The 23749-nt window shown below is 63.7% G+C and carries 23 protein-coding genes and 1 tRNA gene; 8 read left to right on the top strand and 16 right to left on the bottom strand.

Annotated features, from left to right (window positions below; translation table 11 throughout):
• Positions 1–57: 57 nt before the first annotated feature.
• From IF809_RS28735 to IF809_RS28725, 3 genes are all read right to left on the bottom strand, one after another.
• The gene (locus tag IF809_RS28735; protein WP_462839225.1) at positions 58–399 is read right to left on the bottom strand and encodes a hypothetical protein; all 342 of its coding nucleotides are present in this window, start codon (positions 397–399) and stop codon (positions 58–60) included.
• A 134-nt stretch (positions 400–533) separates the two neighbouring features.
• Positions 534–1022 (bottom strand): MarR family winged helix-turn-helix transcriptional regulator, encoded by a 489-nt coding sequence (locus IF809_RS28730; protein ID WP_462839224.1) that lies wholly within the window; start codon positions 1020–1022, stop codon positions 534–536.
• 91 nt (positions 1023–1113) lie between these two features.
• The gene (locus IF809_RS28725) at positions 1114–2673 is read right to left on the bottom strand and encodes a porin (RefSeq protein WP_462839223.1); all 1560 of its coding nucleotides are present in this window, start codon (positions 2671–2673) and stop codon (positions 1114–1116) included.
• A gap of 630 nt (positions 2674–3303) precedes the next feature.
• Between IF809_RS28725 and IF809_RS28720 the strand changes: the two genes are divergently transcribed.
• A tRNA-Ser gene (locus tag IF809_RS28720) sits at positions 3304–3396 on the top strand.
• Positions 3397–3710: 314 nt separating this feature from the next.
• On the opposite strand, the gene IF809_RS28715 is transcribed toward IF809_RS28720, so the two are convergent.
• The 8 genes from IF809_RS28715 to IF809_RS28680 all read right to left on the bottom strand — a co-directional run bounded on the left by IF809_RS28715 (position 3711) and on the right by IF809_RS28680 (position 11482).
• Positions 3711–3977 carry a hypothetical protein gene (locus IF809_RS28715; protein WP_128966651.1) on the bottom strand — a complete coding sequence of 89 codons (267 nt, stop codon included), beginning with the start codon at positions 3975–3977 and terminating at the stop codon, positions 3711–3713.
• Positions 3978–5515: 1538 nt separating this feature from the next.
• Positions 5516–6994 (bottom strand): Asp-tRNA(Asn)/Glu-tRNA(Gln) amidotransferase subunit GatB, encoded by a 1479-nt coding sequence (gene gatB, locus IF809_RS28710; protein WP_453997391.1) that lies wholly within the window; start codon positions 6992–6994, stop codon positions 5516–5518.
• The gene (locus IF809_RS28705; protein ID WP_453997389.1) at positions 6991–7293 is read right to left on the bottom strand and encodes a hypothetical protein; all 303 of its coding nucleotides are present in this window, start codon (positions 7291–7293) and stop codon (positions 6991–6993) included. The genes gatB and IF809_RS28705 overlap by 4 nt, the downstream gene beginning before the upstream one ends.
• The gene (gene gatA, locus IF809_RS28700) at positions 7284–8759 is read right to left on the bottom strand and encodes an Asp-tRNA(Asn)/Glu-tRNA(Gln) amidotransferase subunit GatA (protein WP_453997387.1); all 1476 of its coding nucleotides are present in this window, start codon (positions 8757–8759) and stop codon (positions 7284–7286) included. The genes IF809_RS28705 and gatA overlap by 10 nt, the downstream gene beginning before the upstream one ends.
• Positions 8756–8968, bottom strand: a complete 213-nt coding sequence (locus IF809_RS28695; protein ID WP_453997385.1) for a hypothetical protein — start codon at positions 8966–8968, stop codon at positions 8756–8758. Before IF809_RS28695 ends, gatA begins: the two co-directional genes overlap by 4 nt.
• Before the next feature lie 18 nt (positions 8969–8986).
• A complete protein-coding gene (gatC, locus tag IF809_RS28690) occupies positions 8987–9274 on the bottom strand; it encodes an Asp-tRNA(Asn)/Glu-tRNA(Gln) amidotransferase subunit GatC (RefSeq protein ID WP_453997383.1) in 288 nt (95 codons plus the stop codon).
• Positions 9275–9410: 136 nt separating this feature from the next.
• Positions 9411–10487 (bottom strand): NAD(P)H-dependent flavin oxidoreductase, encoded by a 1077-nt coding sequence (locus IF809_RS28685; RefSeq protein WP_462839222.1) that lies wholly within the window; start codon positions 10485–10487, stop codon positions 9411–9413.
• Positions 10488–10504: 17 nt separating this feature from the next.
• Positions 10505–11482 carry an NAD(P)H-dependent flavin oxidoreductase gene (locus IF809_RS28680; protein ID WP_462839221.1) on the bottom strand — a complete coding sequence of 326 codons (978 nt, stop codon included), beginning with the start codon at positions 11480–11482 and terminating at the stop codon, positions 10505–10507.
• Positions 11483–11578: 96 nt separating this feature from the next.
• Here IF809_RS28680 and IF809_RS28675 point away from each other — a divergent pair, with 96 nt between their 5' ends.
• Genes IF809_RS28675 through IF809_RS28665 form a run of 3 tightly spaced genes read left to right on the top strand, consistent with a single transcriptional unit; the run spans position 11579 to position 13901 of the window.
• Positions 11579–12469 (top strand): LysR substrate-binding domain-containing protein, encoded by an 891-nt coding sequence (locus IF809_RS28675; protein WP_462839220.1) that lies wholly within the window; start codon positions 11579–11581, stop codon positions 12467–12469.
• 13 nt (positions 12470–12482) lie between these two features.
• Positions 12483–12974 carry a Holliday junction resolvase RuvX gene (gene ruvX / locus IF809_RS28670; RefSeq protein WP_462839219.1) on the top strand — a complete coding sequence of 164 codons (492 nt, stop codon included), beginning with the start codon at positions 12483–12485 and terminating at the stop codon, positions 12972–12974.
• A 3-nt stretch (positions 12975–12977) separates the two neighbouring features.
• Positions 12978–13901: an AEC family transporter gene (locus IF809_RS28665; RefSeq protein WP_453983505.1), complete on the top strand. Its 924-nt coding sequence runs from the start codon at positions 12978–12980 to the stop codon at positions 13899–13901.
• A 3-nt stretch (positions 13902–13904) separates the two neighbouring features.
• Here IF809_RS28665 and IF809_RS28660 read toward each other — a convergent pair whose 3' ends face one another.
• The 4 genes from IF809_RS28660 to IF809_RS28645 form a co-directional block, all read right to left on the bottom strand.
• Positions 13905–14594 (bottom strand): lysostaphin resistance A-like protein, encoded by a 690-nt coding sequence (locus IF809_RS28660; RefSeq protein WP_462839218.1) that lies wholly within the window; start codon positions 14592–14594, stop codon positions 13905–13907.
• Positions 14595–14782: 188 nt separating this feature from the next.
• Positions 14783–15547 carry a CPBP family intramembrane glutamic endopeptidase gene (locus IF809_RS28655; protein ID WP_453983645.1) on the bottom strand — a complete coding sequence of 255 codons (765 nt, stop codon included), beginning with the start codon at positions 15545–15547 and terminating at the stop codon, positions 14783–14785.
• 23 nt (positions 15548–15570) lie between these two features.
• Positions 15571–17214 (bottom strand): acyl-CoA dehydrogenase family protein, encoded by a 1644-nt coding sequence (locus IF809_RS28650; RefSeq protein ID WP_462839217.1) that lies wholly within the window; start codon positions 17212–17214, stop codon positions 15571–15573.
• An 18-nt stretch (positions 17215–17232) separates the two neighbouring features.
• Positions 17233–17982: a M15 family metallopeptidase gene (locus tag IF809_RS28645; protein WP_462839216.1), complete on the bottom strand. Its 750-nt coding sequence runs from the start codon at positions 17980–17982 to the stop codon at positions 17233–17235.
• A gap of 238 nt (positions 17983–18220) precedes the next feature.
• On the opposite strand from IF809_RS28645, the gene IF809_RS28640 reads away from it, so the two are divergent.
• The 4 genes from IF809_RS28640 (at position 18221) to IF809_RS28625 (ending at position 22447) form a co-directional block, all read left to right on the top strand.
• Positions 18221–19168: an aspartate carbamoyltransferase catalytic subunit gene (locus IF809_RS28640; RefSeq protein WP_462839215.1), complete on the top strand. Its 948-nt coding sequence runs from the start codon at positions 18221–18223 to the stop codon at positions 19166–19168.
• A 5-nt stretch (positions 19169–19173) separates the two neighbouring features.
• Positions 19174–20475, top strand: a complete 1302-nt coding sequence (locus IF809_RS28635) for a dihydroorotase (RefSeq protein WP_128969361.1) — start codon at positions 19174–19176, stop codon at positions 20473–20475.
• Between the two features lie 35 nt (positions 20476–20510).
• Positions 20511–21107, top strand: coding sequence for a glycerol-3-phosphate 1-O-acyltransferase PlsY (plsY, locus tag IF809_RS28630; RefSeq protein WP_462839214.1), 597 nt, complete (start codon positions 20511–20513; stop codon positions 21105–21107).
• 170 nt (positions 21108–21277) lie between these two features.
• The gene (locus IF809_RS28625; protein WP_462839213.1) at positions 21278–22447 is read left to right on the top strand and encodes a patatin-like phospholipase family protein; all 1170 of its coding nucleotides are present in this window, start codon (positions 21278–21280) and stop codon (positions 22445–22447) included.
• Here the strand turns inward: IF809_RS28625 and IF809_RS28620 are convergent.
• A complete protein-coding gene (locus tag IF809_RS28620; RefSeq protein WP_453997365.1) occupies positions 22439–23683 on the bottom strand; it encodes an amidase in 1245 nt (414 codons plus the stop codon). The genes IF809_RS28625 and IF809_RS28620 overlap by 9 nt on opposite strands.
• Between the last annotated feature and the right edge of the window lie 66 nt (positions 23684–23749).

The raw sequence follows: 23749 nt of genomic DNA, 5'->3' as shown, positions 1-23749 counted from the left end.
ATTCTTATCGCGTCTTACTGTCTCAGGAGCGTAGACCCTAAGAGACGAAGTCGCTCCCTAGTGCAGCCGACGCTTAGCCGCTTCCACAAGATCAGCGTGCGTCAACAAGGCGGCATCGTAGTCGTTGAACAATCGGCGAATGTTTACCTGACCGTGAGCCTCAACAGTAGCCTCGAACAAAAAAGGCGTCTGATCCATAGTGAGAGACCGATACTCTGCGTTCCAGCCTAAGAACTTCGTTGTCACCTTCTCCGGGCCAACTATTTCGCATCCTAGGAGGACCTTATCAGGATTGTCATCCATCCATGCGCGAACAGTTTTCTGAGCTTCCAAGTCGTTCCCAACGTGCACCAGTCGTTTGCCTTGCAAAATGTAGAACCCGAAAGGAAATAATGTCATTCCGTCGTCTCCCCTTCGTATCGCACTGGTTGCTGAGGTCGTCCTCTGGCTGCTGCATTCTTCTGAGGCCCAGACGCCTCAAAGTTCATGGTATCATCATCAAAAGCTTCCCGAAGCCCCTACTGCGACTTCGCCTATTGCTCAATTTTTAATCTGGCGCGGCAGCGGACGAGGCAACGCTCTAGTTGTTGCATTAGCTCGATGGTGTGCATTGTGGCCGCTTCGCCAAGTTCTTTTTTGATAGAGGAGCAAACGGCACTCCGGCTCGTTGCAAAGCGTCTGATCTCACGTTTTGCCTTGGGAGTGAGGGACAGATAGACAACCCGCTTATCGGTGGTCGAGTTTGAACGACGTATAAAGCCCTTCTCTTCCAATGGGCGCGATTGGTGGACAATGAAGGGAGCGCCCACCCGCAATGCTTCGGCTACCGCCTTTACAGGCAACCCAAGTTCCCCAGCATCAGCAATTACCGAGAGAATATTCCATTGGGGAACAGTTAGCTGCAGTTCTGTGGCCCAAAATGCCTGAACATCGGACATTAGGAAATCTAAGGACCTAACCACGCGCACCACTTGGTCCAAGACATTCGGCTGCTGAGTTTGCTCAGGCTTTTCGTCCGCCATGATTTTCGCCATCCAAGCTAAACAACAAGAACCCCCGGCAGTTTCCCGCCGAGGGCCTTGGAGGTCTACCGGATCGTTAGATGAACCAGTCTTACCAGTTGCGCTGAGCGCGGAGCAGCAGCGTGAAGCTGTCTTGATCCTTCAGCTCGTACGTGCCGGGCGGCTTAGCAACACCAGCCAGACCCGCGGCCGGGATTACGAGAGCGCCCGAGTACTTCTGGTCCAGATGGGTCCAGTTGAAGTCACCCGAGAAGGTCAGGTTCTTCACCGGGGTCCAGCGGGTCACGAAGCCAAGCTGAGCGACATTGAAGTTCGGGTTGCAGGTGGTGCCTGCGGTCGTAGCAACCAGCGCGAAGAAGTTCGCGCAGACAGCTGCCGAAGCCGCACCCGAGTAGTTCACCTGAGCCCAAGCGCCGTAGATCGAGGAGTTCCAATAAGGATCCCAGTTGTGCGTGTAAGCACCACGGAAGCCCCAAGTCTTGATGGTCTCCTGGCTGCCCCCGGTCACGAACACCGTGTCGGGAGCACTGGCGATACCGATGCTCTGATAAGCACCAAGCAGGCCGGTGCTGCCGAAGGCCGACCAAGTTCCAGCGCTAGAAGTGGGCTGGAAGTTGTAGCGGGTTGCACCATCCGTGTAGACACCCTGGACGTTGATCGTGTCCCCAGCGCCGGTCGGGATGTTCTTGATTGACAGAGCGAGCTGGGCAGCCCAACCCCACTTGTCTTCAGGATGACCCGACGTTTCAAATGCGCCGTAGTAACCAGCATGGTTGTCATGCGCAGCAACCGAAGCCTGGAAGAGACCCCAAGCTTGGTCAACACGGAGCATGGCAATCAGGTCGGGAGAACGCGAGCCGCCGATGTCGCTCGCACCATAAGCACCGCCGAGGATGCCAGCAGCCGTAGCCGCAGTTGCAGCCGTACCGGGAACGCCGAGATTGACATTACCAGCCTGCATATAGGCAACCGCATCCTGCGCCGAGAACGTAGCAGTGATGCCCTGGCCGAAGTCAGCAGTGTACGAGAACTGGTTCACACCAGTGACCGTGCCGCCGCCACCGACAAGGCTGTCGAAGTTGTTGCCCGGATAGTTCTGCCAAGGCGCATCGAACTGCGACACGGCCTTACCCATCGTGAAGCCAGCGAACTGGATGAAAGCGTAGTACACGCCGAGCGAACCGCCAGAGACCTGGCCGCTGCCGGAACCAGCCGGGTTGTTGCCGTCATAAGCGGTGGCGCCGCCCGTCAAACCGGTACCAGCACCAGCGTAGCCACCAGTCGTCCACGAGAACACGCCGTCGAAGAAGGTACGGACAACGCCGTACTCGGTCGCGGTGCGGGTGTCGATGTTCAGGTCTTCACGAGAGCGGATCGTGTAGTAGTTGCTCAGCCGATTGTGAGCAGCACCAACGCCCGTCATGTTCGCGGCGTAGTCGCCGTTGGTTCCCAGCGCGACTTCAGCGCGCAGGTAGCCACCCAGCTTGATGCAGGTATCGGTGCCCGGGATGTAGTAGAAACCCGCGCCGTACAGCGAGCAAATCTTCACGTATTCGACCGCCTTGGCCTTTACGGGAAGATCAGCCGCTTGTGCTCCGCCTACCGCGAGCAGAGCTGCCGCGGAGCCGAGCAAAAGGCCCTTGAACTTCATGTTAAACCTCCAAGTTGAAGCCCCGTACAAATCATCGTACAAAGCCGTTTGAGCTACCCGCGAAAAGTCGTTGAAAATCAACGCATCCTCTCTGCTTAGGTCTACTTAAGCGAAAGACCTAAACGGGACGACCTTGGGATGCCCCCCTCCGTCGCCCGATCACAATTACCGAACGTCCTTGCACACACAACAAGAGAACGCTCCGAAACGGCCCGATGAAGCGTGTTTTCCGACGGGTGTTGCACAAATAACACGCAGATGTGATCGAACGCCCCTCGCAAACCCTTGTTTTTACTTGTCTTTTTTGACAGGTTCCATTTGCCCCACAGTTCCCGGTCTCATGGCTGGCGCGCGGACTTACGCACATCCGTCGCTCCGAGGCGCCCGAATCGTGGAATCGGCACGAAGACTCAAAGGCATGTGTAATGCCCGGTAACGCTCTGTGATCCGCGGTCCCCAGGGCCGCGCACCGGGCGCGGCAGAGACGCTTAATAAAGGCTGGAAGTCGCCTGGAAGATCGGGGAATCGGGGCGGACATTCTTGCTGATGGAAATCGTTGGGAATATTTGAACGAAAACACACGCTTCCAAATTGACCGGCCCAAGCAATTGGAGGCATAAGGCTCGCACCGGAGAGGTGGCCGAGTGGCTGAAGGCAACGCTTTGCTAAAGCGTCATACGGTCTCAAGCTGTATCGAGGGTTCGAATCCCTCTCTCTCCGCCACCCAGCAGAATCAAGGTCTGCGCGTTCCCTCCCCCGGAAGGCAGTCACGGCAAGGCTAAAAAGCCTGGCGCAAGAATCCGCGCGGCTGGTCCCGCTTGATTCGCGCTGTCCTTATATTACGGCGTGCTCCCGCCCAGGCGTGGGAGCGCCATATCCGCCAGTCGCGGGGATCAGAACGGCCTGATCCGCCCCGACATTTAGTCAGACGTCCGGGTTCCGGATCGCGATCGACGGGCGCGATCTGAATCGGCAGCCATAGGCTCGGCCCGGAGTCGTTCTTGTCGGGATCGCACGGGTTTGGTGTCTTGCTCAGCTCAATGAGCGGACACCCACGCCCTCGCCTCACGCTGCGCGGCGGAGATCTCTGCGTCCGACATCTGGCCGGCCACTTCCTGACGCAGCGCGACGGCGTCCTTGCGGCCCTTCAGCGCGGCAAGGTTGAACCATTTGTGCGCGGCGACGAGATCGACCAGACCCGAGCGGCCGCTTGCCCAGTAGATTCCGCGCTCGAACAGCACATCCGACAGCGCGCTCGAATCGATCGGCGTGGCCGCATCAAGATCGAAAGTACCCTGAAACATAACGCATCCCCTTTTTTTCTTATGCCGGCTCGTTCCCCCGAGCGCGGCTCCCGTCCAACTCTGATTGCGCGATCCTTCCGGATCATGCGCTGTTCAACTCATCCCCTGGGCTTCTCGCCCGTTGCCGTTTGCCGGCTTGTTGGAAGCGATGATGGCGGGCAAATTTGAATGGCAGTTTAAGTATCGCGATGAAGCAGACGTAAACGCGCGCGCGGACCACAAGCGTCGGCGTTGCAAAAAGTCCCTGATTTGCAGGCACTTCTCAGATTGGTCAGATTCCGTTTACCGCAGGATTTTGGGACATCGATAACCATCGCACACGGTGGCGCCGGCGCTGTGGCTGCTTCCCTTCAACTGCCCTCACCCGCAAGGGCCGGTGACCCAATATCCAGAGGCCGCGGTCGTGCCCCGCGAAGCGGCGGCGTACTGGATCGCCCGATCGGCGCCGGGCGATGACACCGCGCCTGGCGAAGCGGCGCGCAATCACGCCGCAGCCCGCCTTGCTTCTCTTGCCAAGCCATCAGGCCAGCATGACAGAAGCGGCGCGATCACGTCGCGGTCAAATCAGCAATGTCGGGAAAGGGGTGCCGGCAATACCCCGGCCTCAGGGAGAACGAGGGCGTCGGCGAACACGTCAGGACCAGATTCCAAATGAGCCCGAAAGCCGCTTGTGGAATTGCGGAGCCTTTGTTCAAGGAGACCGCACCGAACGAAGAAAACTTGTTTCTTCTGCCGGACCGGACTTTGACGAGCAAGCTCGCGAAAGCTGACGATCCGACCGTTGACCTGATGTCTCGCCGACACCCTCTATCGTCGACCAGAACCTCTAGGAGGCGCTGATGACGTGCCGGCTTCTGGAGCCGGCAACTTCCGAAGCGAAGTTACTTCTTCTTCTTCGCGACCTTGCGGGTCTTCTTCGCAGTCTTCTTCACTGCGCTCTTCGCCTTCTTCGCCTTCTTCGCTTTCTTGGCCATGTTGCCCTCCGATGTGTGAGATGGCTTTAATCGCTGTGCGCATTCGGGGATCGAATGCACTCACCCCGAATACACCAACACGACGAAAAAAACATCTTCTGACTTAAGGAAGTGTTGACGACGCAGCGCGCGTGCGCCAGCCGCGCTTGATTTGCGGACACGCGGAGAGACGCGACTGCGATTGCAAACGCGTCTCTCAACATCGATGTCGGCAAGCGTCGCGATTGCAGGAAAACACTATGCAGCAAGTATTATTCTGTGCGCGCACATCGCGCGCCATCGGTGCGAGCGCGCACGCTGCAAAGCGCGCGACTGCATCGTGAGGCGGAGTCGCGGACTCTGAGTCGCGAATTTTGGCAACGAAATTATTTTCATGCTTAACGGCGGAGGCGCGCGTCGGAGCGTGTGCAAGACGCCGTTTTGCGCGAATCGCGAGGACTGCGATTCGGTCGTCGCATCGCGCTTGGATGGGATGATGTTTGCCGTCGATGACGCGTGCGAGCGTTCGCATCGCGATGAAGCGAGGTGACGAGAGGCGTCGTCACCTCGTCCGAACGCGCGAGGCTAGACGCCGAGCTTGGACTTGAGCAGCTCGTTCACGGCCTGCGGGTTCGCCTTGCCGCCCGATGACTTCATCACCTGGCCGACGAACCAGCCGAGCGATTGCGGCTTGTCCTTCACCTGCGCAGCCTTGTCGGGATTGGCCGCGATGATGTCGTCGACAACCTTTTCGATCGCCGAAAGATCCGTCACCTGCTTCATGCCGCGGCTTTCGACCAGCGCACGCGGGTCGCCGCCCTCCTGCCAGACGATCTCGAACAGATCCTTGGCGATCTTGCCGGAGATGGTGCCCTCGCCGATCAGATCGATGATCCCCGAGAGTTGCTCGGGCGTGACCGGAGAGCCCGTAATATCCCGGCCTTCCTTGTTGAGACGGCCGAACAGCTCGTTGATCACCCAGTTCGCCGCCATCTTGCCGTCGCGAGCGCGGTTGGCGAGCCTGTCGAGCACCGTCTCGTAGAACACCGCGCTCTCGCGCTCGGCGACCAGCACGCCCGCGTCGTAAGCCGACAGGCCGAAGTCGGCGACGAAGCGCGCCTTCTTCTGGTCCGGCAGCTCGGGCAGCTTCGCCTTGAGCTCGTCGACGAAGCTCTGCGAGAGCTCCAGCGGCAGCAGATCCGGATCGGGAAAGTAGCGGTAGTCATGCGCCTCTTCCTTGGAGCGCAACGACCGCGTCTCGCCCTTGTTGGCGTCGTAGAGCCGCGTCTCCTGGTCGATCCGGCCGCCGTCCTCCAAAATCTCGATCTGGCGCCGCGCCTCATACTCGATCGCCTGGCCGATGAAGGTGATGGAGTTCAGGTTCTTGATCTCGCAGCGGGTGCCGAGCGGCCCGCCGGGCTTGCGGACGGAGACGTTGACGTCGGCGCGCAGGGATCCCTTCTCCATGTCGCCGTCGCAGGTGCCGAGATAACGCAGGATCGAACGCAGCTTGGTCACATAGGCCTTGGCCTGCTCGGCATCGCGGATGTCGGGCTTGGAGACGATCTCCATCAGCGCCACGCCGCAGCGGTTGAGATCGATCAGCGACTGCGACGGCAATTTGTCGTGCAGCATCTTTGCCGGATCCTGCTCCAGATGCAGCCGCTCGATGCCGATCGTCGCGGTCCTGCCGCCCTCGAGCTCGACGATCACCTCGCCTTCGCCGACGATCGGCGACTTGTACTGGCTGATCTGGTAGCCCTGCGGCAGGTCCGGATAGAAATAGTTCTTGCGGTCGAATACCGAACGTAGATTGATCTTTGCGTTGAGACCGAGCCCGGTCCGGACAGCCTGCCTGACGCATTCCTCGTTGATCACGGGCAGCATGCCCGGCATCGCAGCGTCGACGAGGGAAACTTGCGTGTTCGGCTCGCCGCCGAACGCGGTCGAGGCGCTCGAGAACAGCTTTGATTTCGAGGTCACCTGGGCATGGATCTCCATGCCGATCACCACCTCCCAATCGCCGGTGGCTCCTTTGAGAAGCTTGTGCGTGGCCGTGCTCATGTCCTGCTCCCGAGCAGCGTGGCAGCGATCCGCTCCCACTCCGCTTCCAATGAATCCTTTGCCGCGGGCTGGCCGGCCTGGCGGTACCAGTAGCCGGCGTTGCCGAGATCGCCTTCGACGCGGTGCAGATAGGCATGCACCCAGGCAGCGTCGCGACCGTTGTCATCCTGCACAATCTTGTGCGCCCGGTCCCAATCGCCCTTCCCAGCCCACCAGAGGCCGGCGAGCGGCGCGTTCAGACCAGGCGCCGGCGCCGCGCCGTCGAGGCTCGCGATGAAGTCGGCGACATTCACCACCACCTCGCGGGCGTGAAGCGGCCGGCGGCCTGCTCGATCACCTCGCCGAGCGAGAACAGCGTCTCCTCCTCGAAGGGGCGGCCGATCAATTGCAGACCGAGCGGCAGGCCCTGCGCGTCCGTGCCGGCGGGCACCGCGATGCCCGGCAGCCCCGCCATGTTCACGGTCACCGTGAAGATGTCGTTGAGATACATCTCGACGGGGTCCGCGCCGCCCTTCTCGCCGATGCCGAAGGCCGCCGACGGCGTCGCCGGCGTGAGGATCGCGTTGACGCCCGCAGCGAAGCAATCCTCAAAGTCCTTCTTGATCAGCGTGCGCACCTTCTGGGCGCGCAGATAGTAGGCGTCGTAATAGCCGGCCGAGAGCACGTAAGTGCCGATCATGACGCGGCGGCGTACCTCGGCGCCGAAACCTGCGGCGCGGGTGTTCTCGTAGAGCTCGATGATGTTCTTGCCGGGCTCTCGCAGACCGTAGCGGACGCCGTCGTAGCGCGCGAGGTTGGACGACGCCTCCGCCGGCGCCACGATGTAATAGGCCGGCAGCGCGTATTTGGTGTGCGGCAGCGACACCTCGACCAGCTCGGCGCCGGCTGCCTTCAGCCACTCTGCCCCTTGGCTCCAGAGTTTCTCGATCTCCGCCGGCATGCCGTCGAGACGGTATTCCCGGGGGAGGCCGATCTTCATGCCCTTCACCGACTTGCCGATCGCGGCCTCGTAGTCAGGCACCGCAATATCGACCGAGGTCGTGTCCTTCGGGTCATGACCGGCCATCGAGCGCAGCAGCATGGCGCTGTCGCGCACGCTGCGCGCGATCGGCCCGGCCTGGTCGAGCGAGGACGCAAAGGCGACGATGCCCCAGCGCGAGCAGCGGCCATAGGTCGGCTTGATGCCGACGGTCGCGGTGAACGCGGCCGGCTGGCGGATCGAGCCGCCGGTGTCGGTCGCCGTCGCGCCCATGCACAGCAGTGCCGCCACGGCCGAGGCCGAACCGCCGGACGAGCCACCCGGCACCAGCGTGGTGTTGCTTCCCTCGCGCCGCCAGGGATTGCCGACCGGACCGAAGCACGAGGTCTCGTTGGCCGAGCCCATCGCGAACTCGTCATTGTTGAGCTTGCCGAGCATCACCGCGCCATCGCGCCAGAGCTGCGAAGTCACGGTGGATTCGTAGGTGGGCACAAAATTGCCGAGGATCTTCGAGCACGCCGTGGTGCGCACGCCCTTGGTCGCGAACAGATCCTTGATGCCGAGCGGGATGCCGGCGAGCGGACCGGCGTCGCCCTTGGCGATCTTGGTATCGGCCTCGCGCGCCATGGTGCGCGCCTGGTCGGGCGTTTCCATCACGAAGGCATTGAGCACGCGCGCGGCTTCGATCGCAGACAGATGCGCGTCGGTCAGCTCGAGTGACGTGAAAGTCTTGTCGGCGAGACCCTTGCGGGCCTCGGCGAGCGTCAGCGATGTCAAATCGGTCATTTATTGATCGGGCTGCAGAAGAAAGGAGACAGGGTCTTGTCGTTGGCCGGGTCGTCTTTTTTGGCGGCTGCATTCGCGGCCGCCTGGAGTTCGTCGAGCACGGCATTGACGGCGACATCGGAATCGGCAGCCTTGCCCTGCCGCTCCATCTTGTCGAGGTAATTCATGTAGGCCTGATAGGCCTTCTCATCGTCGCAAAGCAGACACATCGGACTTTGTCCTAGGAATTATTCAACGACCTTCGGCACCAGGAAAAAGTGACCTTCGGTCGCGGGCGCGTTGGCAACGATATCGTCGGCGATGTTGCCGTCATTGACCACGTCTTGCCGCTTCTTCATCTGCATCGGCGTCACCGAGGTCATAGGCTCCACACCCTCGACATTGACCTCCGAGAGCTGCTCGACGAAAGCGAGCATGGCGTTGAGCTCGCCCTGCAGATGCGGAACCTCGTCCTCGGAAACCGCAATACGCGCCAGATGCGCGATGCGGCGGACGGTAGCGGCGTCGACGGACATTATATAAGGCCTCTCACGGCAAAACCTATGTGCCGTATAGCAGAGGCCGGTTTTGCGCCGCAACCGGCGCTAGCGCATGGTCCGGAAAAGTGCAACGCGGTTTTCCGAAAAGACCATGCGCAAACAATAACCTGGCCTACCCGGCCAGCGCTTTCATGCGGGCCAGCGCCGATTTGGCGAGATCCCGGGTCAATTTGGCCGCGGGGACCTCGCGGCCAAGCGCGACGGCCTGGCCGGCCCACAGATTGGTGAAATCCACCCTGCCCTGCTTTTCGGCAGCCGCCTTCAGCGGTCCCAGCGCCGTCGCCGCATGGGGAAATGGCGGCGCATCGGGCGAGATCGGGCCGGCCTCGCGCATCAGGCGGTTCTGGACACCACGCGCCGGCCGTCCGGTCATTACGTTGGTGATAACGGTGGAATCATCGCCCGCCTCGGCGAGCGCTTTGCGACCGCCCACGGTGATCTTGGACTCCGGGCAGCGCAGATAGGCGCTGCCGATCTGCACGCCGGAGGCGCCGAGCGCAAAGGCCGCGGCAATGCCGCGTCCGTCAGCGATGCCGCCGGCCGCGATGACAGGCACCTTCACGGCATCGGCGACCTGCGGCACCAGCGCGAAGGTACCGGGCTGCTCGGCGATCTCATCTGTCAGGAACATACCGCGATGACCGCCGGCCTCAGCGCCTTGCGCAATGACGGCATCGACGCCGCGCTGTTCGAGCCAGACCGCCTCCTTCACCGTCGTCGCCGACGAGATGACGAGACAGCCCGCCGCCTTGACGCGCTTGAGCAGGCTCTGCTCCGGCAGGCCGAAATGGAAGCTGACGACTTCCGGCTTCAGCTCTTCGACCACCTCGCAGAAGGCAGCGTCGAACGGCGCGCGGTTCGCCGCGTTGATCGGCGCCGCCGGATCGAGACCGAGCTCGGTGTAATAATCGGCGAGCCGCTGCTTCCAGCGCGCTTCGGCATCGGGCGTGAGATCGACAGGCGTGTGGCAGAAGAAGTTCATGTTCACCGGCGCCTTCACACGCTGGCGAATGACGTTGACCTGCTCGCGCGCCTTCTCCGGCGACAGCATCGCACTCGGCAGCGAACCGAGCCCGCCGCCCTCGGCCACGGCGATCACCAGTTCCGCATCCATCACGCCGGCCATCGGCGCCAGCACGATCGGGAATTCAGTCTTGAAGATATCGATCAGTCGACGGTCAGGCCACATGGTAAGTCTCTCTTGGTTCAGGCGAGTGGTGCGATGGAGTTGCGCCGGCCGGCAAGCAACTGCTCGGCCTCGGACGCAATCCGCTCGACGATCTCGGCTGCCGGTGGGATATCATGGATCAGGCTGACCGCTTCTCCGGCAAAGACGGCCGCAATTTCGAAATTGCCCCCCATTTTCGCTACGGCATACTCCCTGGCGATCTCGTCTGCGCGCTGCATCAGCTCGATCTCGCGGCCGGTCCAGCTCTTAATATGGGTGTTGAGGAGCGTGCGCGCGGTGAACGGCGCGGGCCAGAACAGTTTGCGCGACCAATCCGGAACGACGCCGCGCACGGTCCCATCGGCGTCGGCGGTGCGAATGCGCTCCTTGGCTTCCGCGGCGCCATTGGCCTCGACGCTGGCATAAAACCGCGTGCCGATCAGCACGCCGGATGCGCCCAGCATCATCATCGCCGCGAGGCCCCGGCCATCGGCGATGCCGCCGGCCGCGACCACCGGCACGCGCCCGGCGGCAAGATCGGCGATCGCGGGCACGATATCGACCGTGGTGCGCGAAGCACCATGGCCACCCGCCTCGGTCCCCTGCGCGATCAAGATCTCTGCGCCGGCATCGAGTGCCTGCTTCGCCATATCTTCGCTCTGCACCTGGCAGATCAGTCGGGCCCCGCTTGCCTTGATCCGCGGCGCGAACGGCGCGGGATCGCCGAACGACAGCATGACCGCCTGCGGGCGCGCCTCCAGCGCAATGTCGAGAAGCTCGGGCTGTTTTGCCAGGCTCCAGGTGATGAAGCCGATCCCGAACGGTGCAAGGCCCTTCAGCTCGGCGCTCTCGACCTGAAGCCGGGCACGGTCACCGTAACCACCGCCCAAAATGCCGAAACCACCGGCCTCGCTGACGGCGCGTGTCAGCCGGCTGCCCGCGATGGTGTCCATGGGCGCCAACAGGATCGGATGCCTGATCCCGAGAAGCTCCGTCAAAGGCGTGGTGATCGGCATGAGGTCTCCCACTCTGGACAGGAACATTACGTCCAACTAGCATTCTCGAAAAATGAATTGATGCGAACGCTGCCATCACAAAAGTGAAACGACGCCATGGAACTGAGCGACCTCAAGACCTTTGCCGCGGTGGCCCGCGCGGGCGGCATCACCCGCGCCGCCGAAGAGCTCAATACGGTCCAATCCAACGCCACTCAGCGCATCAAGGCGCTGGAGGCCGAGATCGGCACGCCGCTGTTCGAGCGCCACAGCCGCGGCATGGCGCTGACCGGCGCCGGCAAACGCCTTTTGCCCTACGCGCATCGCATGACGGCATTGTCGCACGAGGCTGTGCTCGCCGCGCGCGACGATGGCGAGCCGAAAGGGCCGCTGTCGATCGGCTCGATGGAGACGACGGCCGCCGTGCGGCTGCCGCCGCTGCTTGCCGATTTCCACCGCCGCTTTCCAGCCGTGCGATTGAGCCTGCGGACGTCGCCGACGGCCGATCTCGTTGCCGGCGTGCTCGAAGGCACGCTCGACGGCGCCTTCGTCGCGGGACCCATCGCGCATGCCGACCTCGCCGCAACGAGCGCGTTTCGCGAAGAGCTGGTGCTGGTCAGCGCGCGGCGCTGGGCCTCGCTCGCCGAGTTGCGCGCCGGCACGCCGGAATCGGGTCCCACCGCGCTGGTGTTCCGTACCGGCTGCACCTACCGCCAGCGCCTCGAGCAGATTTTCGTCGAGTTCGGCTGGCCCTCGGCGGCGCGCTTCGAGCTCGGTACGCTCGACGGCATGATCGGCTGCGTAGCCGCCGACATGGGCGTGACGCTGCTGCCGCGCGCTGTGGTCGAGCGCAGCGCGATGAACAGTGCCGTGACGATGCATGGCTTGAGCCCGTCGCATGCCCGCGTCGAGACGCTGTTCATCCAGCGCCGCGCCGGACATCAATACAGCGCACTGAGCGGCTTCCTGTCCTGCCTGACCGGGGATGACGACATCATCGCGGCCTGATATGCGCTAGTCCATGCCGGCTCTTATCCTGCCTCTCGTCAAAGCTGCAACCCACTGGCCCGAGCGCGGCGGGCTGATCGGTCTTGACTTGGGCACCAAGACCATCGGCGTCGCCGTGTCCAATCCGGACCGCCGGCTTGCGACCGGTGTCGAGACCATCCAGCGCAAGCAGTTCAAGCAGGACGCTGCCCGTCTGCTCGCGATCGCCAACGAGCGGAAGGTCGTCGGCTTCGTGCTCGGCCTGCCCATCAACATGGACGGCAGCGAGGGGCCGCGCGCGCAGTCGACCCGGGCGTTTGCCCGCAATCTCGCCAATTTGACGACGCTGCCCATCGGCCTCTGGGACGAGCGCCTCTCGACCGCGGCGGTCGAGCGCGAGTTGATCGGCATGGACGTCAGCCGCGCCAAGCGCGCCGAGGTGATCGACGAGCACGCCGCGATCTTCATCCTGCAGGGCGCGCTCGACCGGCTCGCAAATCTCCGCACGGCCCCGGGGAATGGCTGATCCATGGCGGTCGTGATCGCGGCGCTGCTGCCGGTCTTCATTCTCATCGTGCTCGGCGTGGTGCTTCGGCACAGCCTGATGCGGCTCGACACCCAGTGGCACGGGCTGGAGCGGCTGACCTATTTCGTGCTGTTTCCGATGCTCTTGATCCAGACGCTGGTGAAGGCAGACCTTACAAAAGTGCCGGTCGCCGGCGTCGGTGGCGCGCTACTGCTGTCGGCACTGACGATGTCGCTGCTCTGCCTCACGCTGCGCCCTGCCCTGGCGCGGCTCGGCATCGGCGGCCCCGCCTTCACCTCGATCTTCCAGGGCGCGACGCGCTGGCAGACCTATGTGGCGCTATCTGTGTCCGCCAACCTGTTCGGCGAAGTCGGACTGGCGCTCGCCTCGGTGGCGATGGTCGCGATCATCCCTCTGGTGAACGTGTTCAGTGTTGCCGTGCTCGCGCATTACGCTTCGCCCGAGAAGCAATCCGCCCGCGCCATCGTCATGACGGTGATCCGCAATCCGCTGATCTGGGCTTGCGCGATCGGTCTTGCCATCAACGTCCTCCATCTGCCGCTGCCAAAAATCTGGCACGAGGTCGCGGACGCGCTCGGCCGCTCCTCGCTCGCCATCGGCCTGCTCGTCACCGGTGCCGGCCTGCAGCTCAAGGGCCTCCTCCGCCTGAGCCTGGGCGCAACTCTCGGCGTGGCATTCAAGCTGGTCCTGATGCCCGTGCTCGCGCTGGCGCTTGCCGTCTGGTTCGGGCTGTCGGGCACCAACCTCGCGATCGTCGCGATCTGCGGGGCGGTGCCGACCTCGCCCAGCGCCTATGTGCTCGCCCGCCAGATGGGCGGCGACGCGCCGCTGCTGGCGCAGATCATCACGCTGCAGACGATCCTGGCGGCAATCACCATGCCGATCGCGATCGCGCTGGTGGCGTGAGCGCTAGATGTATGGTCCCATCAAGAAGAAGAAGGCTATATTGTACATCGAGTGCATAATCACCGCCAGCCAGGTTGAATTCCAGCGCCAGCGGAAATAGCCGAGCGCAAGTCCATCAAGGAAAATATACAGGCGCGAAAGCAAATCGTATGGGTGGACGACGCTCCATAGAATTGACGTGAGCACAATCGTTCCGATCGGCCCAAGAAAAGTTTGTGACCAACCGCGAAACATAAAGCCTCGAACGACGAGCTCCTCGACGACCGGCGCTGCAATGCAGCCCGCGACAAGCATGAGCAGCAATCCGCCTGCACCGCCGCCCACGGCATACGCATTCGTGCTCGGCTCCTGCCCACCGACAACGGCGTACGCCATCAGAGTCTCGAGGAGAAACATAACGACCGAGACGCCCAAGGCGATCATAATCTCGCGAGGACGCGGCCAATTCAGAGCCAAGTACTCGGAGAACTCCCTTCCCGCCTTTCGAATCGCAATCCAAAGAACTGCGACAGCCACAGGAGCCGACGCAATTCTGCCCGCGCTCTGCCAACTTGGCTGATTCCATAAGACGTCGATCTGGTCTGACGACAGACCTTTCATCGCGCTCGGTATGCTCAAGATGACGGTCAGTATGAGTTGGCCTGCAACGATATGAACGCCATACGCGACCAGGACGACGAACAACGTCTCCATGAAATCCCATGTCCGAGGCGGCCGGGTCGAGTCAGCGGCGGGAGAGCGTTTGGGAGATCGGACATTTTCCGCAACAACTTCACAGCGAAGGTGGGAAACAATTCTACCTATTCTGTCCGAGATTGTCGGGCGGACAATTGCGATCGAGCACAATGGTGAGAGGCCGCCCTGTGTTCGATGAGCCCGTCTCAGCTCCCCAGCCACATCGTCAGCACCACTGCCGTCATGTTGTTCAGCGCATGCAGCAGGATGGTGAGCCAGAGCGAACCCGCGCGGTAGCGCATATAGCCGAACCACAGGCCGATGGAGAACACCTCGGCGAGGAAGTAGAGATCGTATTGCAGATGCACCGCCGTCCACACCAGTGACGACAGGATGATCGCGCCGGGCACGCGCAGGAAGCTCTCCGACCAGCCACGGAACAGGAAGCCGCGCGCCAGCACCTCTTCCGACATCGGCGCGGCCACGCTGAAGGCGAAAAGCATCAACAGCGCAGCGCCGTTGTCGCGGCCGGATTTCAACAGATCGGTCATGAAGCCCGGCGTGGCCTCGCGGCCGAGGGATCGCGAAACCACCTCCCAGGCCAGCACGGTCAGCAGCAGCCCGGCCGCGCCGAGCAGGAATTGCCGCCAGCTCGGCCAGTACAGCGCGAGGTAGTCGGCGAAGGATGCCTTCTTGATGCGAATGGCGAGCCACACCGCCGCGAGCGTCGCCGGCAGGCCCATGATGACCGAGAGTGCCAGCGCCTGCGGCTCGCGGCCGACGACCTGCACCGAAGCAAGGTCCATCGGCAGGCCGCGCAGCCCCACCAGCAGAACGACGGCGCCAAGCTGGCCGACGAACATGGCGAAGAAAATGCCGAGGCCCCACAGCGCCGTGCCCCAGAATTTCCAGACGCGCGGCAGCGCCGGCGTCTCGACGAGCGGCGGATGGTCGGGATTGAGAGAGTCCATCAGGAGGCTTTCGGTTGGAAGGCTCACGGCAGCGCCCGCTCGAGCAGCGCACGCACATCGCCGCTCTCGAGCTCGACCGCGCCGTACATGCTGGCATGACTACCGGCAAGCCGCGTGGCAGCGAAAAGTTCAGCGTGACGAGACGAGACGCCGTTCAGCGCCGCAGCCGCGGCCAGCAGCGCCAGCTTCTCGACCGCGAGCCGCGCGACGCGCTCGCCGTCGGCGCGGCGGAAGGTCTTGCCGATGAACGCGACGGCCTCGCCCGCCCCGGACAATCCTTTCGTCTCGGCCGCCAGGGATTGCAGCACCGACATCGCCGCCTCGGGCTCGCGCGAGAGCGCGCGCAGCACGTCGAGGCACATGACGTTGCCGGAGCCTTCCCAAATCGCGTTGACCGGTGACTCCCGGTAGTGGCGCGCCAAAATGCCGTCCTCGACATAGCCGTTGCCGCCGAGACACTCCATGGCTTCGTAGAGGAACGGCGGCGCGCTCTTGCAGGTCCAGTATTTGATCGCCGGCGTCAGCAGTCGCATATAGGCGGCCTCTGCCGGATCATGGGGCGTGCGGTCGAACGCGCGGCAGAGTCGCATCACCAGCGCCGTGCTCGCTTCCACATGCAGCGCCATGTCGGACAGCACCGCTTGCATCAAGGGCTGGTCGGCCAGATGCTTCTGGAACACGCTGCGGTGACGGGCGTGGTGCAGCGCATGCGCAAGGCCCGATCGCATCAGCCCGACCGAGGCAATCGCACAATCCTGCCGCGTCAGTTGCACCATCTGGATGATGGTGCGGATGCCCTTGCCCTCCTCGCCGACGCGCTCGGCATAGGCGCCGACGAACTCCACTTCCGAGGATGCATTGGAACGATTGCCGAGCTTGTCCTTCAGCCGCTGGAACTGAATCGCGTTGACGGATCCGTCAGGCGCAAAGCGCGGCATGAAAAAGCATGTCAGTCCGCTATCTGCCTGCGCCAGCACCAGGAACGCATCGCACATCGGCGCCGACATGAACCATTTGTGGCCCGTGATGCGGTAGGTATCGCCGTCACGCACCGCTCGCGTCATGTTGGCACGCACGTCGGTACCGCCCTGCTTCTCGGTCATGCCCATGCCGAGCGTCATGCCGCGCTTGTCCCGCCATGGCACGAAGCTGGGGTCGTAACTCCTGGTCGACAGAACCGGCATGACACGAGCCAGCAGATCCGGCTGCATCGCCAATGCGGCGACAGAGGCACGCGTCATCGTGATCGGGCAGAGATGGCCGGTCTCGACTTGCGCAGCCATGTAGAATTTTGCGGCACGAATGACCTCGGCCGCATCGCCCGCGGGCTTTCCATCCGCGGTCCACGTCGAGATGTGCAGGCCCGCATGGGCGCTGTGCGCCATCAGCTCGTGGTAGGCGGGATGAAACTCGACTTGATCGCGGCGATTGCCCTTGGAGTCGAAAGTGCGAAGCTTCGGCGTGTTCTCGTTGGCAATACGCCCCCGGTCGGCCATCGCCGCCGAGCCCCAATGCTTCCCGAACGCTGACAGCTCCTGTTCCGCCGCTGCGCCGCCATTGGCCTTCACCGCTTCAACCAGCGGGCGATCCATGGCGAACAGGTCGACGTCCTCGAACGGAGGCGATTGGTTGAAGACCTCGTGGGTTGCAAAGCTGGGCTGGGTCATCTGGTTTCCTTGGCAGACTCAGTTCCGCCGCGGCTGGATCGGGAAATCATAGGCTGCCCCGCCCGCCCCCGGCAGGGAAAAATGCCACCACTCCTTCGAATAGTTCACAAAGCCTTGCCTCGCCATCGCGGCCACCAGCCGCTTGCGCCAGGCGCGCTGTTCCTTCGTGATTGACGGTGCTGCGGTATGCCCCATTGCATCGGTGCAATCATAGCCGGTGCCCATGTCCACACTGCCCTCCGGCAGCCGCGCCGCGGCCGGCGCGGTGCAATCCGCGTAGGATTTTGAAGGATCGATCTTGGCGGAATTGTCGGCCTTGAGATCGACCAAAGTGAGGTCGAGCGCAGCACCGGTGGAATGCTGCGAGTGGCTTGCGATATAGCCGAGACGAAACAGCTCGGTTTTGGGGATCCGCGGATTGTAGCGCCGCTCGGCCGCGGTCTCACGGCCGTTCTGCGACCACTTTACCATGTCGAGCGAGGCGCGCGCCGGCCGGTAACAATCGAACATCTTCAGCGACAGGCTCTGTGTCGCCAGCTCCTGCTGAACCGCCTTCAGCCGCAGTCCCACCTCCTGCTTCACCACGCATTCTCCGGCCTTGTAACCGGCCAGCGGACGACCGACGAAATTGTTCGATGTCGCGTAGCGGATGTCCTGGATGATGGTGGGATCGACGTCGCGCAAATAGACGAAACCACCGGGAAGGGATTGCGCTGAAGCGGACGTGACTGTGGTTATCGCAATGACCGCAATTAGAAGTGATTTCAACTTTGCCTCCGCATCGTCACGGCCGGACATCGCCGTCTGATGGAGGGCGTCGCTTCCGTCAGCCTATGCCCGGCCATCCACGCCCTTTTTGCGACGCTGATGCAAGAACGTGGATACCCGGGGCGAGCCCGGGCATGACGGAAATTGAGGCCCCAAACCCGACAGATCGGGGGATAACTCACCGCCCCGGCTTTGGCCCTTGCTCCCCCAGCCATCCGCGCCTATAGCTCTCGCTTTAATGACATCGAAATCGACCTTCGTCCTCAGCCACCGGCATTTGCTGGGCATCGAGGGCCTTTCCGCGGCCGACATCACCGGCCTCCTCGACCTGTCCGAAGAATATGTCGAGCTCAACCGTCAGGTTGACAAGAAGCGCACCGTCCTGCGTGGACGGACGCAAGTAAACCTCTTTTTCGAAGCCTCGACCCGGACCCAGTCCTCGTTCGAGCTCGCGGGAAAGCGCCTGGGTGCCGACGTCATGAACATGTCGGTGTCCTCCTCGTCCATCAAGAAGGGCGAGACGCTGGTCGACACCGCGATGACGCTGAACGCCATGCACCCCGACATCCTGGTGGTGCGCCATCACGCCTCCGGCGCGGTGGAACTGCTGGCGCGCAAGGTCGACGGTTCCGTGATCAATGCCGGCGACGGCGCGCATGAACATCCGACCCAGGCGCTGCTCGACGCCCTCACCATCCGCCGCAACAAGGGCCGGATCGAGGGCCTGGTGGTCGCGATCTGCGGCGACGTGCTGCATTCGCGTGTCGCGCGCTCCAATATCATCCTGCTCAACACGATGGGCGCCCGGGTCCGCGTGGTCGGCCCCTCCACGCTGCTGCCGCCCGGCATCGAGCGGATGGGCGTCGAGGTCGCGCGCGACATGCGCGAGGGCCTCAACGGCGCTGACATCGTCATGATGCTGCGGCTTCAGCGCGAGCGCATGAACGGCTCGTTCGTACCGTCGACTTCCGAATATTTCCACTATTTCGGGCTCGACCAGAAGAAGCTCGGCTATGCCAAGCCCGACGCACTCGTGATGCATCCCGGCCCGATGAACCGCGGCGTCGAGATCGACACCGCGGTCGCCGACGGCGCCCAGTCCCTGATCCGCGAACAGGTGGAGATGGGCGTGGCCGTGCGCATGGCGGTGCTGGAAGCGCTCGCCCGTAACCTGCCGAACGCGTGATGGCCATGTTGATCGACCGCCGCCCCATCCTGCTCGCCAACGCCCGCGTCGTCGATCCCTCCAGGGATTTCGACGGCCCCGGCGACGTCCTGATCGCCGACGGCATCATCCGCGAAACCCGCCGCGGTATCGGTGCAGCCGGCATCCCCGAAGGCACCGACGTCGTCAATTGCTCCGGCAAGATCGTCGCACCCGGCCTGATCGACATGCGCGCCTTCGTCGGCGAGCCCGGCTTCAGCCATCGCGAAACCTTTGCCTCGGCTAGCCAGGCTGCCGCGACCGGCGGCATCACCACCATCATCTGCCAGCCCGACACGGCACCGGTGATCGACAATTCGGCGACGGTCGACTTCGTGATGCGCCGTGCGCGCGACACCGCGATCGTCAACATCCAGCCGATGGCGGCGCTCACCAAGGGCATGCGCGGCGAGGAGATGACCGAGTTCGGCCTGCTCAAGGCCGCCGGTGCCGTCGCCTTCAGCGACGGCGACCGCAGCGTCACCAATTCACAGGTGATGCGGCGCGCGCTGACCTACGCGCGGGATTTCGACGCGCTGATCGTGCACCACACCGAGGACCCTGATCTGGTCGGCGAAGGCGTGATGAACGAGGGCGAGTTTGCTTCGCGCCTCGGCCTGATGGGCATTCCGAAGGCCGCCGAGGCCATCATCCTCGAACGCGACATGCGTCTCGTCGCGCTGACCGGCGGCCGCTACCACGCCGCCGCGCTGTCCTGCATCGAGTCGCTCGAGATCTTGCAGCGCGCCCGCGACGCCGGCCTTGCCGTCAGCGCCTCGGTCTCGATCAACCATCTTGCGCTGAACGAAAACGACATCGGCCCGTACCGCTCGTTCCTGAAGGTGTCGCCGCCGCTGCGCGCCGAGGACGACCGCCGCGCGATGGTCGCCGCCGTCGCCTCCGGCCTCGTCGACGTCATCATGTCCGACCACAATCCGCAGGACGTCGAGGTCAAGCGCCTGCCCTTCGCCGAAGCCGCTCCCGGCGCGATCGGCCTCGAGACCATGCTGCCGGCGGGCCTGCGCCTCGTCCATAACGACGAGATGGACCTCAAGACGCTGATCCGGGCGATGTCGACAAGGCCGGCCGAACTGCTCGGCCTGCCGGGCGGAACCCTGCGCGTCGGCAGCCCGGCCGACGTCGTCGTGATCGACCCCGACGTGCCCTGGGTGGTTGATCCCGCCGACCTCAAATCGCCGTGCAAGAACACCCCGTTCGACGAAGCCCGCTTTACGGGTCGCGCCATCAGGACCATCGTCGGCGGGCGAACGGTGTACGAGCATGTCTAATGGGCGCTGGCTATGTCAGCCATGGAGACACAGCCATGGGGCTTGATGCATTCCTGCCGGTGGCCTTCGTCATCGGCTATCTGTTCGGCTCGATTCCGTTCGGGCTGATCCTGACCAGGCTCGCCGGCACGCAGGATCTGCGCTCGATCGGCTCCGGCAATATCGGCGCCACAAACGTGCTGCGCACCGGCCGCAAGGGCCTTGCGGCAGCGACCCTGCTGCTCGACGCGCTCAAGGGCACCGGGGCGGTGGTGATTTCGGGCTACATCGCCGGTCCCAATGCCGCGATGGTGGCCGGCCTCGGCGCCTTCCTCGGCCATCTCTTCCCGGTCTGGCTCAAATTTCGGGGCGGCAAAGGCGTCGCGGTCTATATCGGCATCCTGCTCGGCCTGTTCTGGCCGGCGGCGCTGGTGTTCTGCCTGATCTGGCTCGCAACCGCGTTCACCACCCGCTATTCCTCGCTCTCGGCGCTGGTGGCGGCCTTCATCACGCCGCTGTTCCTGTGGTGGTTCGGCCACCTCGCACTGGCCTCGCTGTCGGTCGTGCTGACGCTGCTGCTGTTCTACATGCATCGCGAGAACATCAAGCGGCTGCAATCAGGAAAAGAAGGCCGCATTGGCGAGAAGGCTTAAGTCGCGCTGCTCGAAACAAGAAGCCGGAAAAAGTACGGATACCGCCGCACCTCTTCCGCATTATATGCCAAATCCTGTTCGCAACTCGGCGCCTGCTCACGGCTGGGAGTAGCGAACAGGTTCCATGCCTGTCATCCTGACGGGCAAATGGCGTTACGCGGTTGCTCAGAATGAGCGAGAAGATTGTCGGCACGCATGATGACGGTGGCTCGCAGGGCACTGCGGCAAGCCGCCTGCTGCTGACGACCAACATCTGGTCCGACGCGCCCTCGCAGAATCCCGCTCCCATTCTTCCGCCAAGGCCACCGCCTGCTCCCATCGTGCAACCGCCCGCGCAGACCGTCACGACGGCCGCGCCAGTCGAGCCGCCTCGGCCCAATCGATGGCCGCCGCGAAAACTCTCGCTGGCGCTGCAGGGCGGCGGCACCTTTGCCGCCTTCACCTGGGGCGTGCTGGAACGGCTGCTGGAAGAGCCGTCCATTGAATTCGACACGATCAGCGGCGCCAGTGCCGGCGCCATCAACGCGCTGCTGCTCGCCGGCGGCCTTGCCGAAGGCGGCCGCGAAGCGGCGCGCGCACGGCTGAACAGGTTCTGGGTCCGGCTGATGCACGAGGCCTCGTTCCGTTCGCTGATGCTGCTCGGCGGCTTCTCGCCCGCCGGAAGCTCGGTCGCGTTCGGGCCGACGCTGCGCTCGGGCCAGTTCGATCCGTTCGACCTCGATCCGCTGCGCCAGGCGTTGTCGCGCGACATCAATTTCGAGGCCCTGCGCGACGCAAAATGCCCGAAGCTGCTCATCGCAGCGACGCGGATCCGCGACGGGCAGCAGCAGATTTTCGGGAACGATGCTGTGACCGCCGACGTTGCGCTGGCCTCGACCTGTCCGCCCCTGGTTCACTGCGCCGTCGAGATCGACGGTGAGGCCTATTGGGACGGCGGCTTCGGCGGCAATCCGCCGCTGATCAAGCTGGTGCAGCAATCGACGACCGCCGAATTGCTTCTGGTCCAGGTCACGCCGACGCGCGACGGCTACGTGCCGATCACGCTCGCCGCGATCGATCGCCGGCTCGACCAGATCGCCGCCAACGCCGCGCTCAATGCCGAGATCGCCGCCATCGCATGGGCGCAGGATTCCGCCGCGCCTTCGCTGCGCCTCTCCAGGATCGCGGCAGAAGATCATGTTGACGGACTTGCGCAGCGCTCATCCACCGATCTCGGCCGCGGCTTCATCCGTCTGCTGCACCGAAGCGGCCGCGCTGCCGCCGAGCGCTGGCTCGGCCAAGGTGCCGTGAGCGCGAAAGCCCAGCACGCCTCGCCCGCGAACGAGCCCGCGCTAGCCTGATTTCGCCAGCGCGCTTTCCAGGAACCAGGCCGTCGAAAGTGCGCCGGGATCGTTGCCGAAGCGCGCGATGACCTGCACGCCGACAGGCAGGCCACCGACCTTCATCACGGGCACATTGACGCAAGGATTGCCCATCAGCGTCCACAGCCTGTTGTAGCGAGGCGAACCGGTCGAGGCGAGCTCCTTGGCCGGCGCGGTACCCGGCGCGGAATAAGTCAGCAGCACGTCGAACCCTTCGAACAGCTCGCCGAGCTCGCGGCGGCCGCGACGCGCGATGCGGCGGGCGTCGTCGTATTCCTTCGGCGTCAGCCCGACGGTCTCGTCGAGGCTGGCGCGCAGCATCGGCGCGATCTCGTCGTGATGCTGGTCGTACTCCCAGGCGAGCGCGCGATGCGCTTCAAAATCCTGGATGATGGGGTGGATGCGCCAGGCCTCCTTAACAGCCTCGGGCAGATCGATGGCCTGCACGCTGGCACCGGCCTTCTCGGCCGCCTTGATTGCCGCCAGCAACCCCTGTTCCGCCGCCGGCTCCACGGCCTCTGCGAACTCCTGTCTGACCACGCCGATGCGCGGCGCCTTCGCCGCGACGATACCGGCGAACTCGGTGCGGCCGGTCATCGCCAGCAGTCCGCGCGCGAGATCTTCCGCGCGCGACCCGAACAGGCCGACCGTATCGAGCGCCCACGAATAGCATTTCACGCCGACCGTCGGCAGCATGCGGAACGACGGCTTGATCGCCGCAGCCCCGCAATAGGCGGCTGGCCGGATCACCGAGCCGCCGGTCTGGGTCCCCAGCGCCAGCGGGATCATGCCGGCGCCAACGGCTGCCGCCGAGCCCGAGGACGAGCCGCCGGGCGTATGACCGGGATTGTGCGGATTGAGCGTCTGCGTCGGATCGCGCGAGGCGAAAGCCGTGGTCGTGGTCTTGCCGATGATGGTGGCCCCCGCCCGCTTCAGCATCATCACCACAGGTGCGTCGCTGCGCGGCTGCCAGCCGCGATAGATCTCCGAGCCCATCTCGGTCGGCATATCGGCGGTGTCGATGATGTCCTTGATGCCGACCGCGATGCCCCGGAGCGGGCCGGACGCTTGCGCCTTCGCCGACTTGTCGTGGCGCACGAAGGCGCGAACGTCCTTCTCCCTGGCCTCGATCGCCGCATGCGACTGGGCGATGGCGGCATCGGGCGAAAGCTCCCCCGCTTCGATGCGGCGCTGGAGGTCGGCAAGTGAGATCATGGCAAAATCCTTCTTATTGGCATCGCTTTTAGCATCGGGGCGAGACCGCGCAAGCGCACGTCCTTG

It is taken from the genome of Bradyrhizobium sp. UFLA06-24 (assembly GCF_054967145.1).
Note: the sequence above shows the minus strand (reverse complement) of the source record. Positions and strands in the feature narration are given on the sequence as shown.

Bases quoted from the DNA above. Each gene is read 5' to 3' on its own strand.
- ruvX (WP_462839219.1), top strand. From the start codon at position 12,483: ATGCCGGCTCTTATCCTGCCTCTCGTCAAAGCTGCAACCCACTGGCCC.
- IF809_RS28660 (WP_462839218.1), bottom strand. From the start codon at position 14,594: ATGGAGACGTTGTTCGTCGTCCTGGTCGCGTATGGCGTTCATATCGTT.
- IF809_RS28675 (WP_462839220.1), top strand. From the start codon at position 11,579: ATGGAACTGAGCGACCTCAAGACCTTTGCCGCGGTGGCCCGCGCGGGC.
- IF809_RS28620 (WP_453997365.1), bottom strand. From the start codon at position 23,683: ATGATCTCACTTGCCGACCTCCAGCGCCGCATCGAAGCGGGGGAGCTT.
- IF809_RS28695 (WP_453997385.1), bottom strand. From the start codon at position 8,968: ATGTGTCTGCTTTGCGACGATGAGAAGGCCTATCAGGCCTACATGAAT.
- gatA (WP_453997387.1), bottom strand. From the start codon at position 8,759: ATGACCGATTTGACATCGCTGACGCTCGCCGAGGCCCGCAAGGGTCTC.
- plsY (WP_462839214.1), top strand. From the start codon at position 20,511: ATGGGGCTTGATGCATTCCTGCCGGTGGCCTTCGTCATCGGCTATCTG.
- IF809_RS28655 (WP_453983645.1), bottom strand. From the start codon at position 15,547: ATGGACTCTCTCAATCCCGACCATCCGCCGCTCGTCGAGACGCCGGCG.
- IF809_RS28650 (WP_462839217.1), bottom strand. From the start codon at position 17,214: ATGACCCAGCCCAGCTTTGCAACCCACGAGGTCTTCAACCAATCGCCT.
- IF809_RS28685 (WP_462839222.1), bottom strand. From the start codon at position 10,487: ATGTGGCCTGACCGTCGACTGATCGATATCTTCAAGACTGAATTCCCG.
- IF809_RS28715 (WP_128966651.1), bottom strand. From the start codon at position 3,977: ATGTTTCAGGGTACTTTCGATCTTGATGCGGCCACGCCGATCGATTCG.
- IF809_RS28735 (WP_462839225.1), bottom strand. From the start codon at position 399: ATGACATTATTTCCTTTCGGGTTCTACATTTTGCAAGGCAAACGACTG.
- IF809_RS28680 (WP_462839221.1), bottom strand. From the start codon at position 11,482: ATGCCGATCACCACGCCTTTGACGGAGCTTCTCGGGATCAGGCATCCG.
- gatC (WP_453997383.1), bottom strand. From the start codon at position 9,274: ATGTCCGTCGACGCCGCTACCGTCCGCCGCATCGCGCATCTGGCGCGT.
- IF809_RS28730 (WP_462839224.1), bottom strand. From the start codon at position 1,022: ATGGCGGACGAAAAGCCTGAGCAAACTCAGCAGCCGAATGTCTTGGAC.
- IF809_RS28625 (WP_462839213.1), top strand. From the start codon at position 21,278: ATGAGCGAGAAGATTGTCGGCACGCATGATGACGGTGGCTCGCAGGGC.
- IF809_RS28665 (WP_453983505.1), top strand. From the start codon at position 12,978: ATGGCGGTCGTGATCGCGGCGCTGCTGCCGGTCTTCATTCTCATCGTG.
- IF809_RS28725 (WP_462839223.1), bottom strand. From the start codon at position 2,673: ATGAAGTTCAAGGGCCTTTTGCTCGGCTCCGCGGCAGCTCTGCTCGCG.
- IF809_RS28640 (WP_462839215.1), top strand. From the start codon at position 18,221: ATGACATCGAAATCGACCTTCGTCCTCAGCCACCGGCATTTGCTGGGC.
- gatB (WP_453997391.1), bottom strand. From the start codon at position 6,994: ATGAGCACGGCCACGCACAAGCTTCTCAAAGGAGCCACCGGCGATTGG.
- IF809_RS28635 (WP_128969361.1), top strand. From the start codon at position 19,174: ATGTTGATCGACCGCCGCCCCATCCTGCTCGCCAACGCCCGCGTCGTC.